This is a genomic window from Thalassolituus sp. ST750PaO-4, from assembly GCF_020320405.1.
GTDB lineage: Bacteria > Pseudomonadota > Gammaproteobacteria > Pseudomonadales > Oceanobacteraceae > Venatoribacter > Venatoribacter alkanivorans.
This window is the reverse complement of sequence record NZ_JABVCB010000008.1, coordinates 151,906-174,239: the sequence shown is the minus strand read 5'-3', so window position 1 is coordinate 174,239 and position 22,334 is coordinate 151,906. Positions and strand designations below refer to the sequence as shown.

General features: G+C 54.7%; 21 protein-coding genes. 5 read left to right on the top strand and 16 right to left on the bottom strand.

The features are described from left to right. Positions 1–14: 14 nt before the first annotated feature. The 13 genes from HUF18_RS10215 to HUF18_RS10155 all read right to left on the bottom strand — a co-directional run bounded on the left by HUF18_RS10215 (position 15) and on the right by HUF18_RS10155 (position 13,557). Positions 15–467, bottom strand: a complete 453-nt coding sequence (locus HUF18_RS10215; RefSeq protein ID WP_225692121.1) for an acyl-CoA thioesterase — start codon at positions 465–467, stop codon at positions 15–17. A 264-nt stretch (positions 468–731) separates the two neighbouring features. Continuing rightward, positions 732–2,024, bottom strand: a complete 1,293-nt coding sequence (locus HUF18_RS10210; RefSeq protein ID WP_225692120.1) for an adenylosuccinate synthase — start codon at positions 2,022–2,024, stop codon at positions 732–734. A gap of 24 nt (positions 2,025–2,048) precedes the next feature. Then, a complete protein-coding gene (locus HUF18_RS10205) occupies positions 2,049–3,215 on the bottom strand; it encodes an ATP phosphoribosyltransferase regulatory subunit (protein WP_225692119.1) in 1,167 nt (388 codons plus the stop codon). Positions 3,216–3,226: 11 nt separating this feature from the next. Beyond that, entirely contained in the window at positions 3,227–3,424 is a 198-nt protein-coding gene (locus tag HUF18_RS10200) for a DUF2065 domain-containing protein (RefSeq protein ID WP_145469859.1), read from the bottom strand. 114 nt (positions 3,425–3,538) lie between these two features. Beyond that, a complete protein-coding gene (gene hflC, locus HUF18_RS10195; protein ID WP_225692118.1) occupies positions 3,539–4,408 on the bottom strand; it encodes a protease modulator HflC in 870 nt (289 codons plus the stop codon). After that, entirely contained in the window at positions 4,408–5,589 is a 1,182-nt protein-coding gene (gene hflK / locus HUF18_RS10190; RefSeq protein WP_225692117.1) for an FtsH protease activity modulator HflK, read from the bottom strand. The genes hflC and hflK overlap by 1 nt, the downstream gene beginning before the upstream one ends. A gap of 97 nt (positions 5,590–5,686) precedes the next feature. Further along, on the bottom strand, positions 5,687–6,997 hold the full coding sequence (gene hflX / locus HUF18_RS10185) for a ribosome rescue GTPase HflX (RefSeq protein WP_225692116.1): 1,311 nt from the start codon (positions 6,995–6,997) through the stop codon (positions 5,687–5,689). Positions 6,998–7,014: 17 nt separating this feature from the next. Continuing rightward, on the bottom strand, positions 7,015–7,269 hold the full coding sequence (hfq, locus tag HUF18_RS10180) for an RNA chaperone Hfq (RefSeq protein WP_145469863.1): 255 nt from the start codon (positions 7,267–7,269) through the stop codon (positions 7,015–7,017). A gap of 105 nt (positions 7,270–7,374) precedes the next feature. Then, positions 7,375–8,334: a tRNA (adenosine(37)-N6)-dimethylallyltransferase MiaA gene (gene miaA / locus HUF18_RS10175; RefSeq protein WP_225692115.1), complete on the bottom strand. Its 960-nt coding sequence runs from the start codon at positions 8,332–8,334 to the stop codon at positions 7,375–7,377. Then, a complete protein-coding gene (gene mutL / locus HUF18_RS10170; RefSeq protein WP_145469865.1) occupies positions 8,334–10,217 on the bottom strand; it encodes a DNA mismatch repair endonuclease MutL in 1,884 nt (627 codons plus the stop codon). Before mutL ends, miaA begins: the two co-directional genes overlap by 1 nt. 18 nt (positions 10,218–10,235) lie before the next feature. Beyond that, positions 10,236–11,564: an N-acetylmuramoyl-L-alanine amidase gene (locus tag HUF18_RS10165; protein ID WP_145469866.1), complete on the bottom strand. Its 1,329-nt coding sequence runs from the start codon at positions 11,562–11,564 to the stop codon at positions 10,236–10,238. Continuing rightward, on the bottom strand, positions 11,561–12,037 hold the full coding sequence (gene tsaE, locus HUF18_RS10160) for a tRNA (adenosine(37)-N6)-threonylcarbamoyltransferase complex ATPase subunit type 1 TsaE (RefSeq protein ID WP_225692114.1): 477 nt from the start codon (positions 12,035–12,037) through the stop codon (positions 11,561–11,563). The genes HUF18_RS10165 and tsaE overlap by 4 nt, the downstream gene beginning before the upstream one ends. Continuing rightward, a complete protein-coding gene (locus HUF18_RS10155; protein ID WP_225692113.1) occupies positions 12,037–13,557 on the bottom strand; it encodes an NAD(P)H-hydrate dehydratase in 1,521 nt (506 codons plus the stop codon). Before HUF18_RS10155 ends, tsaE begins: the two co-directional genes overlap by 1 nt. Positions 13,558–13,622: 65 nt before the next feature. Between HUF18_RS10155 and queG the strand changes: the two genes are divergently transcribed. Both queG and HUF18_RS10145 read left to right on the top strand, forming a co-directional pair. Further along, positions 13,623–14,720, top strand: a complete 1,098-nt coding sequence (gene queG, locus HUF18_RS10150) for a tRNA epoxyqueuosine(34) reductase QueG (RefSeq protein WP_225692112.1) — start codon at positions 13,623–13,625, stop codon at positions 14,718–14,720. A gap of 112 nt (positions 14,721–14,832) precedes the next feature. Next, complete coding sequence (locus tag HUF18_RS10145) at positions 14,833–15,882, top strand: sensor domain-containing diguanylate cyclase (RefSeq protein WP_145469870.1); 1,050 nt, start codon at positions 14,833–14,835, stop codon at positions 15,880–15,882. Positions 15,883–15,959: 77 nt separating this feature from the next. Here HUF18_RS10145 and orn read toward each other — a convergent pair whose 3' ends face one another. Then, positions 15,960–16,502: an oligoribonuclease gene (gene orn / locus HUF18_RS10140; protein WP_145469871.1), complete on the bottom strand. Its 543-nt coding sequence runs from the start codon at positions 16,500–16,502 to the stop codon at positions 15,960–15,962. Between the two features lie 99 nt (positions 16,503–16,601). Here orn and rsgA point away from each other — a divergent pair, with 99 nt between their 5' ends. Next, positions 16,602–17,633, top strand: a complete 1,032-nt coding sequence (rsgA, locus tag HUF18_RS10135; RefSeq protein ID WP_225692111.1) for a small ribosomal subunit biogenesis GTPase RsgA — start codon at positions 16,602–16,604, stop codon at positions 17,631–17,633. Positions 17,634–17,704: 71 nt separating this feature from the next. Here the strand turns inward: rsgA and motB are convergent, their stop codons facing one another. Beyond that, positions 17,705–18,730, bottom strand: coding sequence for a flagellar motor protein MotB (gene motB, locus HUF18_RS10130; protein ID WP_145469873.1), 1,026 nt, complete (start codon positions 18,728–18,730; stop codon positions 17,705–17,707). Continuing rightward, on the bottom strand, positions 18,730–19,581 hold the full coding sequence (gene motA / locus HUF18_RS10125; protein ID WP_145469874.1) for a flagellar motor stator protein MotA: 852 nt from the start codon (positions 19,579–19,581) through the stop codon (positions 18,730–18,732). Before motA ends, motB begins: the two co-directional genes overlap by 1 nt. A gap of 205 nt (positions 19,582–19,786) precedes the next feature. Between motA and HUF18_RS10120 the strand changes: the two genes are divergently transcribed. Together HUF18_RS10120 and HUF18_RS10115 are read left to right on the top strand one after the other, a co-directional pair. After that, entirely contained in the window at positions 19,787–21,415 is a 1,629-nt protein-coding gene (locus tag HUF18_RS10120; RefSeq protein ID WP_145469875.1) for an HDOD domain-containing protein, read from the top strand. An 82-nt stretch (positions 21,416–21,497) separates the two neighbouring features. After that, a complete protein-coding gene (locus tag HUF18_RS10115; protein ID WP_145469876.1) occupies positions 21,498–22,334 on the top strand; it encodes a sulfurtransferase in 837 nt (278 codons plus the stop codon).

The window sequence follows — 22,334 nt, the reverse complement described above, 5'->3', positions numbered from 1 at the left end:
TACAGAACGCTCCCTCAGGAAGGAGCTTTTATCCCGGCTGCCAGATAAGGCTCCAGTGCCAGAATGCTGTCTGCCAGCCCCTGCGGGATATCACAGGGCTGTCCGGCCTTGTAATCAAAGAACACCAGCAGACTTTCACCTTTCGCCACCAGGCGTGAGGTTTCATGACTCCAGACCGCGTACTCCTGGGTAATACGCCCGCTTTCCAGACGCAGACTGCGGATACCGACACTCAGTGTATCCGGGTACTTTACCGGCGCCAGAAACTTAGCATTAGTGGAAGCCAGAATTGGCCCGCGGGCATAGTTGTTCATATAATCGAGAATCTTCAGATTATCGAAATACTGCACTCTGGCGCTTTCAAAATAGCGGAAGAACTGGGTGTTATTCACATGCTGAAAAGCATCCATTTCCCCCCAGGCTACCGGTACTTCAATGACGACCGGATATTCATACAAATCCTGCATAGCATTTTCCTGTAGTTAACGTGGTGACGACCGGCCTCTCTGTGCCGGTTTTCTGACAATCATCAATGTCTAAAAAGTCAGAAAAGACACTTTAGCAATAGACATGCCTTTATTGCCGTTAAATCATCGAAAATACTAAAAACAGGAAATTGATGAATATTATTCAGCTCATTTAAGGGCCGGTGACACCAATCATAAACAGCAGGTACAAAAAAAAACCCCGGAGCCTGAGCTGCGGGGTTTCTTTGCTGCACCAGATGCGGATTACAGCTCGAAGCTGTGACGCAGAACGATGGTTTCTACACGGTCAGGTCCGGTGGAGATAATATCGATCGGTGCATTAATAGCCTGCTCGACAAAACGCACGTAGGCACGGGCATTTTCCGGCAGATCATCAATGCTCTTGGCACCAAAGGTCGATTCAGTCCAGCCTGGCAGCTCTTTGTAGACCGGTTTGATCTTATCGAACTGATCAGCACTGGCCGGTACATTCACAGCATTGCCATCGGCATCTTCGTAACCAACACAGACTTTGATGGTTTCCAGACCGTCCAGCACGTCGAGCTTGGTCAGACAGATGGTGTTGATGGAGTTTACACGGATCGCGTGTTTCACCAGCATCGCATCGAACCAGCCACAACGGCGGTCACGGCCGGTGGTGGTACCTTTTTCTTTACCAACAGTCGCCAGGTGTACACCCACCTCGTCGAACAGTTCGGTCGGGAACGGGCCAGAACCTACACGGGTGGTGTAAGCCTTGGTGATACCCAGAATCTGATCCAGATACAGCGGACCAACACCGGAACCGGTCGCTACGCCACCGGCAGTGGTGTTGGACGAGGTTACGAACGGATAAGTACCGTGGTCGATATCCAGCAGAGTGCCCTGCGCACCTTCGAACATGATGTCGCCACCACTTTCGCGGATCTCGTGCACCAGGTTCACAGCGTCAACAACAACGTCTTTGATCTGTGCTGCCCAGTCCATGCAGGACGCCAGGGTTTCTTCGTAGCTGACTTCGTCAACGCCGTAGTAATTTTTCAGCGAGAAGTTATGGTATTCCATCACTTCTTTCAGTTTGTCGGCGAACTCCGGCTGATACAGATCGCCAACGCGCAGGCCGCGACGGGATACTTTATCTTCGTAAGCCGGGCCGATACCACGACCGGTGGTACCGATCTTGGCATTGCCACGCTTGATCTCACGAGCCTGATCCAGAGCGCAGTGGTACGGCAGAATCAGCGGACAGGCATGGGAGATACGCAGACGTTCCATTACCGGTACGCCACGCTCTTCCAGTGCCCGGATCTCTTTCAGCAGAGCATCCGGTGCCAGCACCACACCGTTACCGATGATACAGGTCACGCCATCACGCAGGATGCCGGACGGAATCAGGTGCAGTGCGGTTTTCTCACCGTTGATTACCAGTGTATGACCAGCATTGTGACCACCCTGAAAGCGCACTACAGCGGCGGCTTTTTCAGTCAGCAGGTCAACAATCTTACCCTTACCTTCGTCACCCCATTGGGTGCCCAGAACAACAACGCTTTTGCCCATCGCGGTATCAATCACTCTAAAAAATTAAGCTTCGACCAGCTGCCACTGGCCATCCAGTTTTTTCAGATACAGATCCGCCCGGATCGCATCATCGTTCAACGGCACCAGAACCCGTTTGCCCTGCTCGCGCAGTTGCGCAATCAGTTGCCATAAGGCCGGGTCATTATCATTGGGTGCAACTACTGTCTGTTTTGCTTCTGCCTGATAGGTTCCGAAACGGGCCAGTACCTTCAGATCAGCACTGAAGCCGGTTGCCGGACGGGCACGGCCGAACACCGCGCCGGTTTCGTCATAACGGCCACCCTGAGCGATGGCATCGCCATAGCCAGGAATATAAGCAGCAAACACCAGACCGGTGTGATAGTTATAGCCGCGCAGTTCGGTCAGGTCGAAATACAGCGACGTCTGCGGGAAACGCTGCGCCAGCTGCTCTGCAACCTGCTGAATATGCGCCAGCTCGGCGGAAGTTTCCGGTACCAGCTCTGCCATACGGCTGATGGCGGCATCCAGTTTCTGACGGTCGCCCTGCAGGCGGATCAGCAGTGCAAAGGCTTCAGCCAGTGCGGCATCCTGAATTTCGCGCGCGGCCCAGGCTTCAAGGTCGGTGGCGCATTTCAGTTTCAGCAGATCAAACAGCTCGCGCTGCTGTTCAGAACTGATACCGGCTTTGGCTGCCAGCGCACGGAATACGCCGACATGACCCAGATCCAGATGCACCTGTTGCACACCGGCGGACTCAAGCAGGGTCAGCATCAGGCTGATGATTTCAACGTCGGCGCCAACACCGGCTTCACCGTACAGTTCAGCACCAATCTGAGTCGGGGTGCGGCTGGCCAGCAGCGAGCTGGCCTTGGCATGGAATACGGTACGGCAGTAGCTCAGACGACTGATGCCTTCCGGAGCCAGACTGTGGGCGTCGATACGGGCAACCTGAGGCGTGGTATCGGCACTCAGTCCCATCAGACGGCCAGACAGCTGGTCGGTCACTTTAAAGGTACGCAAATCGAGATCTTTGCCAACACCGGTCAGCAATGAGTCCAGATATTCAAGCGCCGGTGGAATCACCAGGTCATAGCCACAGTTATCCAGCAGGTCGAGCAAACGGCGACGCAACTGTTCAATCCGCCGCGCCTGTGGCGGCAGCACTTCTTCAATACCATCCGGCAATAGCCAACGGTCAGCGCTAGTCATCGTCCAGCCTTTTAATTGATTACGTAAAGTAAACCCAGCCCGATCAGCATACTGATCAGACCGGTCATGCGCATCGTGCGATCATCGACTGTGGCCAGCTGAGCGACCAGCTTGCGCCACCGGGCGGGGTAGAGAAACGGCATTACCCCTTCAAGAATAAACACCAGGCAGAGGGCGATAGCGAATTCGCGCCATAAATCAGGCTGCACCGGAGGTCCTCAAAAGAAAATCGCACAAAAAAACCGGGCACCAGGCCCGGTTGCAGGATTCTACCAAAGCCGCTGCGCCTTGAACATGGTTAAGGCGCGGGCATTGGTTATTGCTTACTTGCCTTTTGCGTCCTTCATATAACGGAAGAAGTCGCTGTCCGGCTCCAGCAGCAGCACATCGCTCTGGCTGAAGGTCTGGGTGTAAGCTTTCAGACTACGGGTAAAGGCATAGAACTCAGGGTCTTTGTTGTAAGCAGACGCATAAATACGCGCAGCCTCAGCATCGCCCTCACCCTTGGTGCGTTCAGCATCACGGTAAGCTTCAGCTTCCAGAACGGTTTTCTGACGATCAGCATCGGCCTGAATACCTTCTGACAGCTCTTTACCCTGTGAGCGGTGTTCGCGCGCTTCACGCTCACGTTCCGCCGACATACGGTTATACACCGAGGCACTGAGGTCATCCGGCAGATCGACGGCTTTAACGCGCATATCAAGAATCTCAATACCCAGATCATCCTGAGTCTGAGTATTCAGCGCCGCAGTCAGCTTGGTCATCAGCTGATCACGCTCACCGGATACCACTTCATGCAGGGTACGGTTGGCGATTTCATCACGCAGACCTTTGTTGACCAGGTTAGCCAGCAGGTTAGATGCTTCCTGACGGTTACCGGAAGTGGCTTTGTAGTAGGAATTCACATCCTTGATACGCCACTTGGTGAACGAATCGACGATCACATATTTTTTACCGGAGGTCAGGAAGTGCGATGGATTGGTATCCAGCGTCAGTACCCGTGCATCAAAACGCTTAACGTTCTGCATAAAAGGCACTTTCCAGTGCAGACCCGGTTTGATGTCATTGTCGACCACTTCACCGAACTGCAGCTTGATCGCGCGTTCAGTTTCGTTGATGACGTACAGGCCCTGACTGGCGACCAGCAGCAGCACACCCAGAACGATCAGACTCAATAAAGCTTTCGGAGACATTAACGACCCTCCCTGCGAGTAGTGTTGCCAGTGCTGTTCTGACGGGTGCGGACTTCATTCAGTACCTGATCAGTCAGACGGGAAATATCACCGCTGCTCAGAGACGCGCCGTCGCCTTTGGCTGTCGGCAGGTTCTGCATCAGTTTATCCAGCGGCAGATACATCATGTTATTGCCGCCCTTAACATCCACCAGCACTTTGCTGGTATTGCTGTACACATCAGACAACGCTTCGATATACAGACGCTCGCGGGTAACCGCCGGCGCTTTTTTGTATTCGGAATAAAGATTGTTGAAACGGGCTGCCTCACCTTCTGCGCGGGCGATGATGCGGTCTTTATAAGCACTGGCTTCTTCCAGCTGACGCTGGGCGCGACCACGGGCTTCCGGTACAACCGCATTGGCGTAGGCTTCAGCTTCGTTGATAAAACGTTCTTTATCCTGTTTGGCTTTCTGTACGTCGTCGAATGCCGCTTTCACCTGAGCCGGTGGGCGGGCATCTTTAATGTTGACGTTGGTCAGCACCATACCGGTCTGGTAACGGTCGAGGTAATCCTGCAGACGGATCTGTACTTTCTCAGCCAATACCGCACGGCCGGTGGTCAGGATTGGGTCCATCGCCGCAGAACCGACTTCATGGCGCAGCGCACTTTCCGCCGCAGACAACAGGGTACGTTCCGGCAGCTCAACACGCAGGGCGAAAGCAATCGGGTCGGCCACACGGTATTGCGCGTTCAGTTCCACTTCGACGATGTTTTCGTCTTCGGTGAGCATGCGCTCTTTAATTTCGGCTTCACGCACCTTGGTGGTGTTTACAGGAATCACCTGATCAACCAGAGGCACTTTAAAGTGCAGACCCGGATTCTCAGTTTTCAGGTATTTACCCAAACGCAGTACAACACCACGCTCCTGTTCATCCAGGGTGTAGAAGGAGTTAAAAGCCAGCATAACAACCAGAATCGCCGCAGCAATACCAAAGAAACCGCCGGCACCACTACCGCTGTCACCGCCGTTATTGTTATTGCCATTTCCCTTGCCGAACAGACCATTAATCTTGTCCATCAGCTGTTTCAGGGCATCATCCAGATCCGGTGGCTGATTGCCGCGATTTTTATTACCGCGGTTGTTGTTACCCCAGGGATCATTGGGATTGCCCTTTCCGCCGGGCTCATTCCAGGCCATAAGTCACTCCAGTTAGGCAGACAATTCGATGCGCACGTCCGTATGACAACGCATCCTGAAAAATATCAGAACCGGTTGCATTGAGTAACATCGTCACTCAGTGCCAGGCTTCCTGTACCGGTTCAAGAAAACGGCTTTCGGCCATATCAGCGCGCGCCAGAGCACGTTTGAAATCCTGACGCTGCATTCTCAGGGTCAGTACCATATCACCGTTTTCAGCATAGTGTTCTTTCTGTATCGCACCCAATTCGTAAAGAATTGCACGTAACTTGGCTTCCGCCGGGTGCAGACAGATATCTTCATTGAAGACTTCCGTACTCAGCAGTTCGCCAATAGCCTGGTTCAACAGATCCAGTCCAAGGCGCTGCTGTGCCGATACCCACACCGCCACCGGTTTGCCCTGATCGTCGCGGTCAATACGGGCTTCGCCGTGTTCCAGCAGGTCAATTTTGTTGTAGACCCGCAGTTGCGGCACCACATCGGCTTCAATTTCTTTTAATACCAGCTCAACCTGCTGAATATTGCCTTCGCGTTCCTGTGCCGCACAGTCGATCACATGCACCAGCAGATCCGCTTCGGCCGCTTCCTGCAATGTGGCCTGAAAGGCCTCAACCAGTTTGTGTGGCAGGTGGCGAATAAATCCCACCGTATCGGCCAGTACCACTTCGCCGACGTTATCCACCGCAAAGCGGCGCAACGTTGGGTCAAGAGTGGCAAACAGCTGATTGGCCGCATACACATCGGCGGTGGTCAGGGTATTAAACAGGGTTGATTTACCAGCGTTGGTGTAACCGACAATGGCCACACTGGGAATCGATGAACGCTTACGCGCACGGCGGTTCTGATCGCGCTGGGCATGAACCTTTTCCAGCCGGGCGTTGATATTTTTTACCCGCTCACGCAGCAGACGACGGTCAGTCTCAAGCTGGGTTTCACCCGGCCCGCGCAGACCAATACCACCTTTCTGGCGTTCAAGGTGAGTCCAGCCACGGATCAGACGGGTCGACTGAAACTGCAGCTGCGCCAGTTCAACCTGCAGCTTACCTTCGTGGGTACGCGCACGCTGGGCAAAAATATCGAGAATCAGACCGGTACGGTCGAGAACACGGCACTGTAATGCCCGCTCCAGGTTGCGCTCCTGGCTGGGTGACAATGCGTGATTGAAAATAACCAGTTCTGCGCCATGCAGGCGCAGAGCCTGACCGATTTCCTCCACTTTACCTTTACCGATAAAGGTTTTGGGATCGGGGGTTGAGCGTTTGGTGGTTACCAGATCCACCGGATCGGCACCTGCCGAAATAACCAGTTCCCTGAACTCGTTAAGGTCCTCACGGTTGAGGCCCTCAGGAAAATCAATATGAACCAGTACTGCGGTTTCGCCGCCATTATCCGGGCGTTCAAAGAACAAATCAGCGGCTCCTGCGTTTACTCGTCGCTGCTGCCATCAACTTCGCCGGTATCTGCAGGCTGCAGACGCACATTGCGGGATGGTACAACAGTAGAAATTGCGTGTTTATAAACCATCTGACTGACCGTGTTTTTCAGCAGAATAACAAATTGGTCGAATGATTCGATCTGACCTTGCAGCTTGATGCCGTTTACCAGAAAGATAGACACTGGAATACGTTCTTTGCGCAGCTGATTGAGGTAAGGGTCTTGTAGAGAATGCCCTTTTGACATAATGGTCTCCTTAAATGAAGGTGTGCCGTCCAATGTGGGGACAGCCAAGAAAAATAATAAGCCCCAGTTCGTCCGGAGCGACGCGAATGCGATAAAGCTGCGAAATCAGGACGATGCGCTAAATATGGCGTTGGCATGCAGGATTTTCAAGGCGCTTTGCAGAAGATTACTATCCTCTGTCTCCAGCCAGTACAGATCGGGCCAGCTGCGCAACCAGGTTACCTGCCGCTTCGCCAACTGGCGCGTGGCTATAATGCCACGCTCAATCATTTCCTCATAATCATATTTGCCGTCCAGATAGTCCCATACCTGGCGGTATCCGACGGCCCGCACGGAAGGCATATTGACGTTCAGATCACCGCGCGCATGCAGCTTTTTTACTTCATCGATAAAGCCCTGCTCCACCATCTGGCGGAAACGCAGCGCAATGCGTTCATGCAGGGTACTGCGTTCACGCGGACATACGGCCAGATTGACCACATGATAAGGCAGTGGTTCGCTCTGCTGCTCAGCCCAGAACTCGGTCAGGGTTTTGCCCGATACTTCATACACTTCCAGTGCGCGCTGAATACGCTGTGAATCCATCGGTTTTAACCGCTCAGCCGATTGCGGATCGATGGCGGCGAGTTTTTCGTGCATATGCGGCCAGCCATATTGCAGCCCTTCGGCCAGCAGACGCTCACGCACGGCTTCATCGGCCTGTGGCAATTGCGCAGCGCCATCACGCAGAAATTTAAAGTACATCATGGTGCCGCCGGTCAGCAGTGGTACCTTGCCGCGGGCGGTGATATCAGCCATTTCGCGCAGCGCATCCTCACGGAAATTTGCCGCGGAATAACTCTCTGCCGGATCGATCAGATCAATTAACCGGTGCGGTGCACGCTTCTGCATTTCTGCGTCGGGTTTGGCGGTACCAATATCCATACCTTTGTACACCAGCGCCGAATCAACACTGATAATTTCGCACGGATATTTTTCCACCAGTTCCAGTGCCAGTGCGGTTTTGCCGGAAGCGGTCGGCCCCATCAGAAAAATGGCCGGCGGTAATTCATGCACAGTGCTCATCAGCGGCCCCGTAAAAACAGTTTATCCAGTTCACCCATGGTGAGCTGAGTCCAGGTCGGACGGCCATGATTGCACTGGCCACTGCGCTCAGTGGCTTCCATATCACGCAGTAATGCGTTCATTTCCGGAATACTGAGTTTGCGGTTTGCACGTACCGAGCCATGACAGGCCATGGTGCCGAGTAATTCGTTACGGTGCGCAAGAATACGGTCGGAGGTGCCGTGTTCAAGCAGGTCGCCCAGCATGTCAGTAATCAGCCGTGGAACTTCCGCCTGCTGCAGCAGCACCGGAATCTGGCGTACAACCACGCTTTCCGGCGCGACCCGCGCAAGCTCAACGCCGAGCAAGCGGAATTCATCGGCAAATTGCTCGGCGGCATCAGCTTCGCGCTCACTCACCGCCAGCGTCACCGGCACCAGCAGCGGCTGACTCTGCACCCCCTGCTGATCAACGGCGATCTTTAACCGCTCATAGGTAATACGCTCATGGGCCGCATGCATATCAACCACCACCATACCCTGTGCGTTCTGCGCCAGAATATAAATACCGTGCAGCTGCGCAATGGCATAACCCAGAGGCGGCATATCGGCGCTGGGCGTTTGTGGTAACGGCTGTGGCTGACCCTGCCGTACTTCCTGTCCCCAGGGCGCATCATCGAGCGGCTGACTGAGCGAGCGCAGGCCGTCCAGTTGCGCACTGACGGCCCCCTGTTGCGGCACTGCATTAAATGCAGGCTGATAGCTGCCGGCATTTTCCTGTACCGCCTGCGCCTGCCAGTCGAGGCGTGCCTGCTCCTGAAATTCACCGGCCTGCACTCCACTGAGCGGCGCCGTCTGTGGCACCAGCGTCGCCGGTGTGCTGCCCGCCAGACGATCATCCGGACGCACATCACCCAGCGCTTTATGCAGGGTACGGAACAGGAAATCGTGTACCAGCCGGCCATCGCGAAAACGCACTTCATGCTTGGTCGGATGCACGTTCACATCCACCAGTTTCGGGTCCAGCCAGAGGTAAAGTACAAAGGCCGGATGACGACCGTGATACAGCACATCGCGATAAGCTTGTTTAATCGCATGCACTACTAATTTATCGCGTACCACGCGGCCATTGACAAAGAAATACTGCATATCCGCCTGTGAGCGGGAAAAGGTCGGCAAGCCGACCCAGCCCTGCAGTTGCAGACCCACAGCTTCGGCATCGATATGCACCGCGCTGTCGATAAAGTCTTTATTAAGCAGGCTGGCAACGCGTTTTTCGCGATCAATAGTGCGCTCGGCACTGCGCAACTGATGAATCACCCGGCCATTATGGCGCAGCGAAAATGCCACATCGTAACGGCTTAACGCCAGCCGCTTAACGGTTTCTTCCAGATGGGAAAATTCGGTTTTTTCAGTGCGTAAAAACTTCCGCCGCGCCGGGGTATTAAAAAATAAATCACGTACCTCAAGCGTGGTGCCCACCGGATGCGCCGCCGGAGTGACACTGGCGGCCATATCACGGCCTTCGGCATGCACACTCCAGGCTTCTTCCGCATGTTGCGCTCTTGAAGTCAGGGTTAACCGTGTGACCGAGCTGATACTGGCCAGCGCTTCGCCGCGAAAACCAAGACTGGCAACCGCTTCCAGATCATCCAGCGTGGTGATTTTACTGGTGGCATGACGGCTCAGCGCCAGCGGCAGATCATCGTGTTCAATGCCATGACCATCGTCGCGGATGCGCAGCAGCTTGACCCCGCCCTGCTCAGCATCAATTTCGATGCGGGTTGCACCGGCATCCAGGGCGTTTTCCACCAGTTCTTTAACGATATTGGCAGGACGTTCGACTACCTCACCGGCGGCGATCTGGTTCGCCAGGCGCGGTGACAGCAGATGAATTCGACTCATAAAAATACAGCCCGGAAATCAGGTATTAGGAATTTTGATACGCTGGCCGATGCGCAGCTGATCATTTTTCAGTTCGTTGACGCGACGCAGCTCATTAATCGCCACACCATTTTTAACGGCAATATCCGACAGGGTATCGCCACTGCGGATTACATAGGTATTAAATACCGGCGCACTGCTTTTCTGCACGGCAAGCAAGGTTCCCCGTGGCGGATGCTCACGGAAATATTCGGTAATACCGGCAAAAATCGCCCGTGCCATTTTTTTCTGATAATTACTGGTGGCCAGCTTACGCGCTTCATCCGGGTTGGAAATAAAACCGGTTTCTACCAGCAGCGCTGGCATATCCGGAGCTTTTAACACCACGAAAGCCGCTTCTTCCACATGGTTTTTGTGCAGCCGGGAAACGTTACCAATATTGTCGAGAATATGGGTACCGAGTTTCACGCTTGAATTGCGTTTGGCGGTCATGGATAAATCCAGCAGTGTCATCGCCAGATGATCTTCTTTATCTTCCAGGCTGACACCACCGATAAGATCCGATTCATTTTCTTTATCGGCCAGCCAGCGCGCCGCCTCTGAGGTTGCGCCACGTTCCGACAGCACAAATACCGAGCTGCCATGGGCGCTCGGATGTTTGAACGCATCAGCATGAATCGACACAAAAAAGTCGGCATTGGCTTTACGTGCTTTTTCGGTACGTTCACGCAGGCCGATATAGTAATCGCCGGTACGTACCATAAAAGGGTGGAAACCGTGCTCTGCGATTAACAGTCGCTGTAATTCTTTGGCAATGGCCAATACCACATTTTTTTCCCGCGTGCGGCCATGACCAATCGCGCCCGGATCTTCGCCACCGTGACCGGCATCGATAGCAATAATAATGTCGCGTTTGTTGTCGGTATAAATATCGGCTTTTTTAACCGGCGCCACGACCTGAGCACCGACCTCACGCTCCAGATCAACCACCAAACGGTGATTGGCATACACATTATTCGGCGCCAGCGGAAAGCTTTTCGGGTTCAGCGGTTCCGTTACATCGAGCACGATGCGCACGTCATTACCATTGCGCTTGCCACTGCGGATACCGCGGATGGACGTGGACTGCAGATCAACTTTCGCCAGATCGTTCAGCACTTTGGAGTCGGCCAGATCGATCACGACCCGGTCAGGGTTGCTGAGGGTAAATATTTTATGTTCCGCCGGGCTGGATAAATCAAACACCAGACGGGTTTTATCCGGCGACTGCCAGACCCGCACATCTTTAACGTCGGCATGCAGTGCCGGGCTGAGCAACAGCGGCAATATCAGCCCCAACAGGAAAACAGGCAAAAAAACAGGTTTCATGTCTGCTCAAACTCCTGCGCCAGCGTATCCAGAGACTGCACCCAGCGTTGACCACGTTCACTGCCGGCCTGCCAGCTCAGTTCGCGGCTGTCGCCCAGATCATCAATATGCAGTACCAGATCGGCCGCAGGCAGAACACCGCGGCCTTTTTCGGCCCACTCAATTAAACACAGCGCCTGGCTATCGAGATAATCGCGGATGCCCATAAATTCCAGCTCTTCAGCATCGCCCAGACGATACAGATCGAAGTGGCAGACATGGCAGGCCGCCAGCGGATAATCCTCAACCAGAGTATACGTCGGGCTTTTCACCGCGCCCTGATGTCCCAGCGCCTGAATCAGGCCACGGCTGAAGGTGGTTTTACCCGCCCCCAGCGTACCTTCCAGAAACAGCAGGCCGCCTTCGCTTAATACCGGCGCACAGGCCGCCGCAAAGGCCGTCATGGCGGATTCTCCGCACAGGCGAATGGTCATCAGTTAATCAGCTCCCGCAACATCATCATTAAATCGCTGGCCAGTAAACCACGCTGACCGTAACGTGCCGCCACCATATCAGCCGCAGCACTGTGCAAACAAACGCCATAACGTGCCGCCGCCCAGGGAGTCATGCCCTGCGCCAGCAACGCGGCAATCACACCACTGAGCACGTCGCCCATGCCGCCGCTGCTCATACCCGGGTTGCCATCGGTACACAGCGCCAGACGACCATCAGGCGCGGCAATCAGCGAGCCCTGTCCTTTGAGCACCACCACCGCCTGATATTCCTGCGCCAGCTTGCGGGCCGCAGCAAAACGGTCGGCCTGCACTTCGGCAATGCTGCAGCCAAGCAGCCGTGCCGCTTCACCCGGATGCGGTGTGAGCACAGCATCACGTCCGGCAAAATCACAGCGCCAGCCCGGTGATGCAAGAATATTCAGGGCATCGGCATCCAGCAGCAGCGGTCGTTCATCACCTAAAACCTGCTGCAACAACAACTCTGACCAGCTGCTCTGCCCCAGCCCCGGCCCGACCGCCAGTACCGCGGCACGGCTGAGCAATGGCTGCAGTTCCAGACCGGATTCAACAGCACGTACCATCACTTCGGGACGACGCATCAGCAGTGGCGCCACATGTTCGGTACGGGTCGCACAACTGACCAGGCCGGCACCGCAGCGGACTGCCGCTTCCGATGCCATGGCCACCGCACCGCCCATACCCTGATCGCCACCGATCACCAGCACATGGCCGAACTCGCCTTTATGGGCATTGCCGAGCCGCGCCGGTAAGCGCTGACCCAGACGGTCCAGGCGATCCCAGCTGATACGTTCGGCATCGGCCGGCAACTGGCGGTACAGCAGCGGATCGACGGCCAGTGAAGCAAAGGCGATCGCGCCACAGACATCCGGTCCGGCCGCGGTCAGCATGCCGCGCTTCATACCGATAAAAGTCACCGTCAGGCTGGCTTCCACCGCATTACCCATAATGCGGCCAGTATCGGCATTCAGGCCGGAAGGCAGATCCAGCGCCAGTACATCAGCCCAGTGTTGGTTGATGGCGGCAATGGCCTGAGCATAATCACCACGAACTTCGGCATTCAGTCCGGTGCCCAACAGCCCATCAACAATGACCCGCCCTTCGTAATCCAGTTCCCCACTGAAGACCTGCGGCTGCACGCCGGCATCCAGTGCCATTGTCCGCGCCTGTTGCGCGCTGTCCGACTGCTGTTGCAGATCGCCCAGGGTATAAAAGCAAACATCCATGCCGTGGTAACAGGCCAGTGCCGCCAGCACCCAGGCATCACCACCGTTATTGCCCGGTCCGGCAAAGACGCAGATTTGCTGCTCATCCGGCCAGCGTTCCAGCAGGCAGGCAAACGCCGCTTCACCGGCACGCGACATCAGTTCAAAACCACTGATGTTTTCCTGTTCTGTTGCCAACCGGTCAAGCTCGCGCACCTGATCGGCGCGGTAGAGTTCACCCGGCAGATGATCCCTGGCGGTGTAAGGTCGATTCATCCCTTGGCTGCCTAATATGTTAAATTGCGCAAAATTATATAGAAGCTGAGCCTGAAGACGAACCCATGACAGAAAGATCGTCGGACAATGCACCGGATTGCACAGATTTATCGCCGTCATGGGCCACATTACGCGCCCAGCTGCACAGCTGGGCAGAAGAACTCGGCTTTCAGCAACTGGGCATTACCGGGGTCGATCTGGGCGAGCATGAACAGCGCCTGCAGCAATGGCTTGCCGCCGGTTATCACGGTGAAATGGGCTATATGGCCGACCATGGCAATATGCGCTCACGTCCGGCGGAGCTGTTGCCCGGTACCCTGAGGGTAATCAGCGTACGTATGGATTATCTGGCGCCGGATATCCGCATCACCGATCAGCTGAGCGATAAAAATCAGGCCTATATTTCGCGTTACGCCCTCGGCCGCGATTATCACAAGCTGGTGCGCAAGCGCCTGACCGAACTGGGAAAGCGCCTGCAACAGGCCGCTGGCGAGATGGGCTTCCGCGCCTTTGTCGACAGCGCGCCGGTACTGGAACGGGCGCTGGCCAACCGCGCCGGACTCGGCTGGATCGGCAAGAACACCATGCTGATCAACCGCAAAGCCGGCTCGTATTTTTTCCTGGGCGAAATCCTCACCGACCTGCCGCTCCCTCTGGACGAGCCCTACACACAGGATCATTGCGGACGCTGCACAGCCTGTCTGGATATCTGCCCGACCCAGGCTTTTGTCGGCCCCCACGTGCTGGATGCCCGGCGCTGTATTTCTTATCTGACCATCGAGCTGAACGGGCCGATTCCTGAAGACCTGCGATCCGGCATCGGCAACCGTATCTTCGGCTGTGATGACTGCCAGATCGGCTGCCCCTGGAACCGTTTCAGCAACGCCAGCAAAGAAGGCGATTTCAGCCCGCGCCACCAGCTCGACAAGGCCAGTCTGTTGCAGCTGTTCGCCTGGGATGAAGCCACTTTTTTAAAACGCACCGAAGGCATGCCCATCCGCCGCACCGGTTACGAAAACTGGCTGCGCAATATCGCCGTTGCCCTGGGTAACGCGCCGCGCAGTCTGGAAGTGGCCGACGCCCTGCAACGCCGGCGGCCGCAGGTCAGCGCTCTGGTGCAGGAACATATCGACTGGGCATTACAGCAACAGCAAACCCCATGATGAGCCACACAATAAACCCGTGGGCAAACAACACCTGTCTGATACCGTCAGACTGTCTAAACTTCAGAATTACCGGGCGATTTTGCAGACGCCTCAGCTGTTGGAGACCTTTATGACCGTTGCCTCACATCCGGCCCGCGAACATCAGCGCCTGCAGGCATTAAAGGAACTGGATATTCTCTACCTGCCGCTGGAAGACCGCTTTGATCGTATAACCCGTACACTGTGCCGGTTATTTGATGTCCCGGTTGCGTATCTGTCGCTGATTGATGACGAAACACAGTGGTTCAAGTCGATTCATGGCCTCGACCTGATCAGCACGCCGCGCTCTGATGCACTCTGCCAGCACACTCTGCTGGAAGACGAATATCTGATCTGTGAAGACATGACTCAGGACCCGCGCTTCGCCGACAACCCCTACGTTACAGGCGCGCCTTATGCGCGTTTTTATGCCGGTTACCTGCTCAAAAGCCGTGAACAAAATGTCGGCACGCTGTGCATTGTTGATACCAAACCACGAACTTTCAGCGAGGACGATCTGTCTGCCCTCGCCGATATCGCCAGCTGGGCGCAAACCGAACTTAACCTGACCCAGATAAGCGATGCTCAGGTACAGCTGATCAGCGAGCTGGACGAAGCCTATCAGCAGGCGCGGATCGACAGCCTGACCCGGCTGTGGAATCAGGGCACCATCAAACAGATTCTGCACCGTGCCTTTCAGCGCCACCTGCTGAATCTTACGCCGCTATCGGTGCTGATGATCGATGCCGATCACTTCAAAAAAGTGAACGACACCTACGGCCATACTACTGGCGATAAAGTTCTGCAGAACATCGCTTCAGCCTTGCGTCAGGCATTGCGGCCGCAGGATGCGATTGGCCGTTACGGCGGTGAAGAATTTCTGATTATTCTGGATGACTGCGAACCACGACAAGCCGCAGAGTTGGCCAAACGCATCCTCAGCCGGGTGCGTAACCTCCGCTTTCCCGATGTTGCTCCGGATCTGAAAATTACCCTCAGTATTGGTATTGCCGGCTCATCTGCACGCGGACTGGAGAGCGAAACCGATCTGATGGATCTGGCCGATCGGGCGTTATACCGGGCCAAAAATAATGGCCGGGATCAGATCTGCCTGCTGCATAGCACAGAGGCGCAAGACTGAGCGCTCCTGCCGGTTATAAAAAAGCCCCGCGATTGCGGGGCTTTTTTTTATTGCACAGGATCTGGCCTGCCAAGCTCTTACAACGCCAGAAAGTGCTCACGGTAGTGCTGCATTTCAGCAATCGACTCTTTGATATCATCCAGCGCCTGATGGCTGCCTTTCTTCTGGAAAGATGACACCGCCGACGGTTTCCAGCGCTTGGCCAGCTCTTTCAGCGTGGACACATCAATATTGCGATAGTGCATATAGGCTTCCAGCTCCGGCATATATTTCACCAGAAAGCGGCGATCCTGATGAATGCTGTTGCCGCACAACGGTGAAGTGCCCGGTTTCACATGCTGACGCAGGAATTCCAGCGTTAACCGTTCGGCTTCGCGGGCATTGGTACTGCTGTTGCGCACCCGCTCGGTCAGGCCAGAGTTGCCATGGGTTTTGGTATTCCACTCATCCATGGCATCGAGCAATACATCGGGCTGATGAACCGCCAGCACCGGGCCTTCGGCAATAATGTTGAGGTTGCTGTCGGTGACTATGGTCGCGATTTCGATAATCACATCCTGCTCTGGCTCCAGACCGGTCATTTCCAGATCCATCCAGACTAAATTTTCGTTTTGGCTCATAACGGCTTGCTCATAGATACATAGCGGCAGTTTAGCAACTTGCGCCAGCCCCGGCCAACACGGACAATGGCCGCCTTGCCCTCACTACAGCGAAGATTGATGAGCAAACGTAAACTGACCAAACGCCAGGCCTGGCGCGTGGAGAAAATCCAGGAAGAAAAAGCCAAGCGCGCCCAGCAGAAAGAAAGCGGAATTGCCGAGCAGCTGAACGCCGGCGAACTAGGCGATGAATGCGAAGGTCAGGTGATTGCGCACTTCGGCACTCAGGTGGAAATCGAAAGCCGCGCAGAAGGCGCTCAGCGTTATCGCTGCTACCTGCGCGCGAATCTGGGCTCTCTGGTCACCGGTGACCGCGTAGTATTCCGCCCGGGCGCTGAACATAACGGCGTACACTCCGGGGTTGTCGAAACGGTACTGAAGCGCAGCTCCGAATTATCCCGCCCCAACCCTTATAACGAAATTAAGCCGGTAGCGGCCAATATCGACTTTATTGTGCTGGTTGTGGCACCGGAACCTGAAGCACACAGTAACCTGATTGACCGCTATCTGGTGGCCGCCGAAAACTGCGATATCGAGCCCATTATTCTGCTCAATAAAACCGACCTGTTGAATGACAGTAACCGTGGTCATTTTGAGCAGCTGCTCGGTGCTTATGAAGATCTGGGCTACCGCACTCTGCGGGTATGCAGCAAAGACGACAGCAGTCTGGGCGAACTGAAAGAATTCCTGAATGGCCGCATCAGTGTTTTTGTCGGCCAGTCGGGGGTTGGTAAGTCTTCATTAATTGCCACCCTGCTGCCGGGTGAAGAATTAAAAGTCGGTGCCTTGTCAGAAAATACCCGCAAGGGGAAACACACCACCACCACCGCGCGCCTGTATCACTTTCCGGCTGGCGGTGATCTGATTGATTCCCCGGGAATCCGCGAGTTTGGTCTGTGGCATATGAGTGAAGATGAAGTTTTGTATGGCTTCCGCGAATTACGCCCACTGGCCGGTTATTGCCGCTTCCGCGACTGCGCCCATAATCAGGAGCCGGGCTGTGCGATCCGTACGGCGGTTGAAGAAGGTAAGGTAAAACCCGAACGTTTCCAGAGTTATCAGCGTATCCTGCAGACACTGACCGAACTCTGAGTATGCAATGCATATAAAAAACGGCAGCCTCAGGCTGCCGTTTTTTTATGTTGTTTCTGATGGATCGGTAACTACCAGAACGCCTCATTTTTATTCGGTGGATTATCGTAGGTATTATCTTTTGATTCGCGTTTTTTACGCAGCTCTTCCAGTAATGACCCCGCTTTATTAATAACCGGCTGACGGGCGTCACCCGGAGCCTGATTATTACTGTCGATAAATTCCACCTGTGGCTCACCACCGGAACGGTCACGCACAGTCTCTTCCGATTTTCTGTTCAGCAGTGTAATGGAAATACGACGATTCACTTCATTACCCGGATCATCCGGTTTCAGTGGTGCGGTATCCCCCATACCAATCACCTGCGCGATCTGCGATTTAGGTACGCCAGCTTCCATTAATGCCCGGCGTGCCGAATCTGCCCGCAGGGAGGATAAACCCCAGTTAGCATCATCCTCATCGCGGGTACCGCCGGCACGGGATGAATCGGTGTGACCGGCAATGGATAAACGGTGCTCCATGGTGGCCAGTAACGGCGCCAGTTCCCACAGAATATCTTCAGAATAATATTTAAGCCGTGCACTGCCGGGATCAAACATCGGACGTTTGGTCTGATCGACAATCTGCAGACGCAGACCTTCGGTGGTGATATCCAGCAGCAACTGATTTTTGAACGGACTGAGAGTAGGACTGGCGTTAATCTGCGCTTCAATCTGCGCTTTCATATCTTCCATCCGTTTTTTCTCAATCGCTTCGGCCAGACTTTCAATTTCTTCGGCCTGTAGAATATCTTCCGGATCGATGGTTTCCGATTCAGAGACGTTATCCGACACAGAAGGTGAACCACCCAGATCGATGACGTATTTAGACGGTACTTTTTTGCCATCTTCAAAGGCCTTCGGATCCTGAAAATACCCAGAGATAGCCGCGCGTTCCTGCTCATTGGACGAGTTAATTACCCACAGCACCAGAAACAGCGCCATCATCGCCAGAGCAAAGTCAGCCATAGCGACTTTCCAGGCGCCGCCATGGTCGTCATGCCGGCCCTTTTTCTTACGCCGGACAATAATATTCTGGTGAGGACCTAGATTTTCCATCAGCGACCACGAACCTTGCTTTCAACTTCGGTAAAGCTCGGACGGCCATGGGTAAACAATGACTTACGTCCAAACTCAACCGCAAGCTGTGGTGGCAAGCCGTTAAGAGAAGCAATGATGCAGGACTTACTGGCTTCGTAGAGCTTAATTTCTTCTTCTGCCAGATGACGCATCACCGCGCTCACCGGGCCAACAATACCGTACGCCAGAAATACCCCACTGAAGGTACCGACCAGTGCGGCGGCAACGTGCGCACCAATCTCACTGACCTCGCCACCAATGGCACCCATGGTGATTACAATACCCAGTACTGCCGCCACGATACCAAAGCCCGGTAACGCATCGGCAACTTTACCCACCGCATTACCCGGTAATTCCAGTTCGTGCAGACGGGCATCAATTTCCTGATCCATGAGAGCTTCCAGTTCAAATGAGGTCAGGTTGCCGGCCGCAATAATACGGAAATAATCGGCAATAAAATGTGCCAGTTCTTCGTTCGCCTGGATCGCCGGATAACGGGAGAACACTGCGCTGGACGCCGGGCTTTCAACATCAGCTTCAATCGCCATAATGCCTTCACGCCGGGCTTTATTCAGGATGTCATAAATCAGGCCGAGTACATCCATATACATCGCCTTATTGACCTTGCTGCCCATAATGACCTGTGGTGTCAGTTTGAAACACTGCAGCACCACATGCCACGGATTCGATAGCAAAAAGGCTCCGAACGCGGAACCACAAATAATCAGAATTTCGAAGGGCTGCCATAGCGCCAGCAAATTGCCATGAGACATGACATAGCCGTACAGCACACTTCCGATTACGATAACCAGCCCAATTAAAAACAGCATTCACTAGAGTCCTTGGTGCAACAACTCCCGGAGGGAAGGATTAAGACTACAGGAGTCTCTGAATAACCCGGAAAGACTCGTACACGACGGCAGAGATACAGGATGCCGAGCAAAGCCGAATGCCAGAGCCGAGAGCTGTGCAGGTTTATTCAGACACTTCTATAGTTAAGTAAAGGCTACAAACGGCTGTTACACAAACAGGGTCATGACACACTTATCGATAGCAAAACCACCGGCAACACTCTGGCAGACGCTCGCAGACTGTCATGACTTTCCCGTTCTGGAGGAATCGCGTGAGCGTATCCGCCAGCAAATGCATAACCGCAGCGTCAGCTTTGAAGACCTCGCCAGCTCAATTGAGCGTGATCCGGCGCTTTGCCTGCATTTATTACGCCTTAGCGTGGAGCGCCATCCCGGCTGCAACGAACAGATTTCAGGGGCTGCCAGCTGCCTGTCTCTGCTGGGTATGCAGGAACTGGTTAAGCTGATGAAGCAGCTGCCTGTCGTCTCAGCGGAGACTGAAGACCCCGCCGCTCAGCTTTACCGCAATGCACTGTTAACGGCCCAGCTGGCGGGCAATCTGGCCGCGGTATGGGCCGCCAGTAAAGGTAATACCTCCGTCAGCTATGCCCGCTGGAGCACCATGCTGACCTCTGCTCCGCTATGGCTGGCACTGCTGAACTACAAACCGGCGCAGAACTGGCTGCACCTGCTAAGTCGTGGCTGTGAGCTGGCCGAAAGTACCCGGGCTATTTTCGGCAGCCAGCTTTCTGCCATACAGAAACTGAATAAACAGCTGTCGCTACCCGTTATGGCCACGGCAGTATTCAACAAAGAAAACTGGCCAGATGCCGAACAATGGCGGGTTTTGCGTCATCATGACCCTCGCGATCTGGACAATCAGCGCCCGCTGCTGCATCACTGCCAACAACCAGCGATGATCAGCCTGATGGCAAACAGCCTCGCCTGGCATTGGCATATTGCCCCTGACGGTCGTCACAGCAAACGCTGGCAAACTCTGGTCAGCCATTGGCTTGGCAAACCGCAGCACATGCTGCAACCGGAACTGCGCCAGCTGCAGGTGCAAACCAGCAAGCAACAGCACAGCGGTATTTCTACCGGCCTGCAGCTGCTGCTCAGCCCGCAACCAGCCGTCCACGAATACCCCTGGATTGATACAGAAAATGCCGCACCTAAGCAGCCAGTGCACGAGGAGCAGGCACAGCCTTATCATGAGCGCAGGGCAACACCAGCGGTTAATGCAGAGCCGGAAGAGCGCCACAGCGACGATAAATATATGAAGAAGCTGCTGCGCCAGCTGCAGCAGGAACCGGACAGCTTCGGCGACTGGCACTATCTGATGCGTGGCATGCTGAAAGGAGTTTGCGAAGGTATCGGTCTGTCGGCGGCCTGCATTGCTTTGCTGAATAAAGACAAAACCGTGCTGAAGGTGTTTTATGCTGAAGGCATGAGCGAACAGGCGCCGATGCGGCGTTTTGTGGTCGACCTGCGTAAGCCTTCGTTGTTCAACAAATTGCTGGAAAAACAATCCAGCCTGTTGCTTAACAGCGACAACCGCCAACGTTTTCTGCAGCATCTGCCAGCAGCCACCAGCGAGCTGATTCCACAGCAGACCATGATGATGTCGATTGACGCCGGCGCAGCTCCGATAGGTCTGGTAATGGGTTTTGCCGCCGAACATCAGCCGGAATTATCCCAGGCGGAATACATCAGCTTTAAAAACCTCTGTCAGGTTACCAGCCAGAGTCTGGCAACCCTGAAAGCCAACACCGAAAAACGGCGCCGCGCAGCCGCAAACCACGGTCAGCCATAAGCGCTGACGCAAGCGGCGCCTGACATCCGTCCCCGGCTTGGATAAACTCTCGCCTTTATTATTCACACTGGCGGAGTTTTCCATGGCAGATTTTCCTCTGTTGCTGGAACCGGAAGCGCTGGCGGCGCAATTACCCCTGACGCCGGCCCAGGGCAAAGTACTGATTATTGAGCAGGCGAAATACGAAGATTACCTGCAGCAGCACATCCCCGGTGCCGTGCATCTGGATTTCAAACGTCTGCAATGCAGCGGCCAGCCGATTCCCGGCAAGTTACCACCGGTTGAGCAGCTGTCCGAAGTATTCAGTGAACTGGGGCTGACCCCGGATACCCATGTTATCTGCTCCGACGATGAAGGCGGCGGCTGGGCCGGACGTCTGATCTGGGTACTGGATATGATTGGCCACCAGCACTATTCCTATCTCAACGGCGGCATTGTTGCCTGGCGTGAAGCCGGTCTGCCGACCGAAAGTGGTGAGCATAAAGTACAGGCGTCCGGCTATCAGGTGGGCGCACTGCACCATGAATTTGCACTGGACAAAGATCAGATTATTGCCCGTATCGGCCAGCCGGATTTTGCTATCTGGGATGCCCGCTCTGCAGCGGAATACAGCGGCGAAAAAGTAATATCACAACGCGGCGGACATATCCCCGGCGCGGTGAACTACGAGTGGACGCTGGGAATGAATAAATCCCGCGGTCTGCGCATTAACGAACTGAACGGCTTCCGTCAGTTGCTGGCAGAGATGGGCATCGATAGCAGCAAAGAAATCGCCACCCACTGTCAGACCCATCACCGTTCCGGCTTTACCTATCTGGTCGGAAAAATTCTTGGCCTGAACATCAAAGGCTATGCCGGCTCCTGGTCCGAATGGGGCAACGACCCGGCCACTCCTGTCAGCACTGGCAGCCAACCCTGA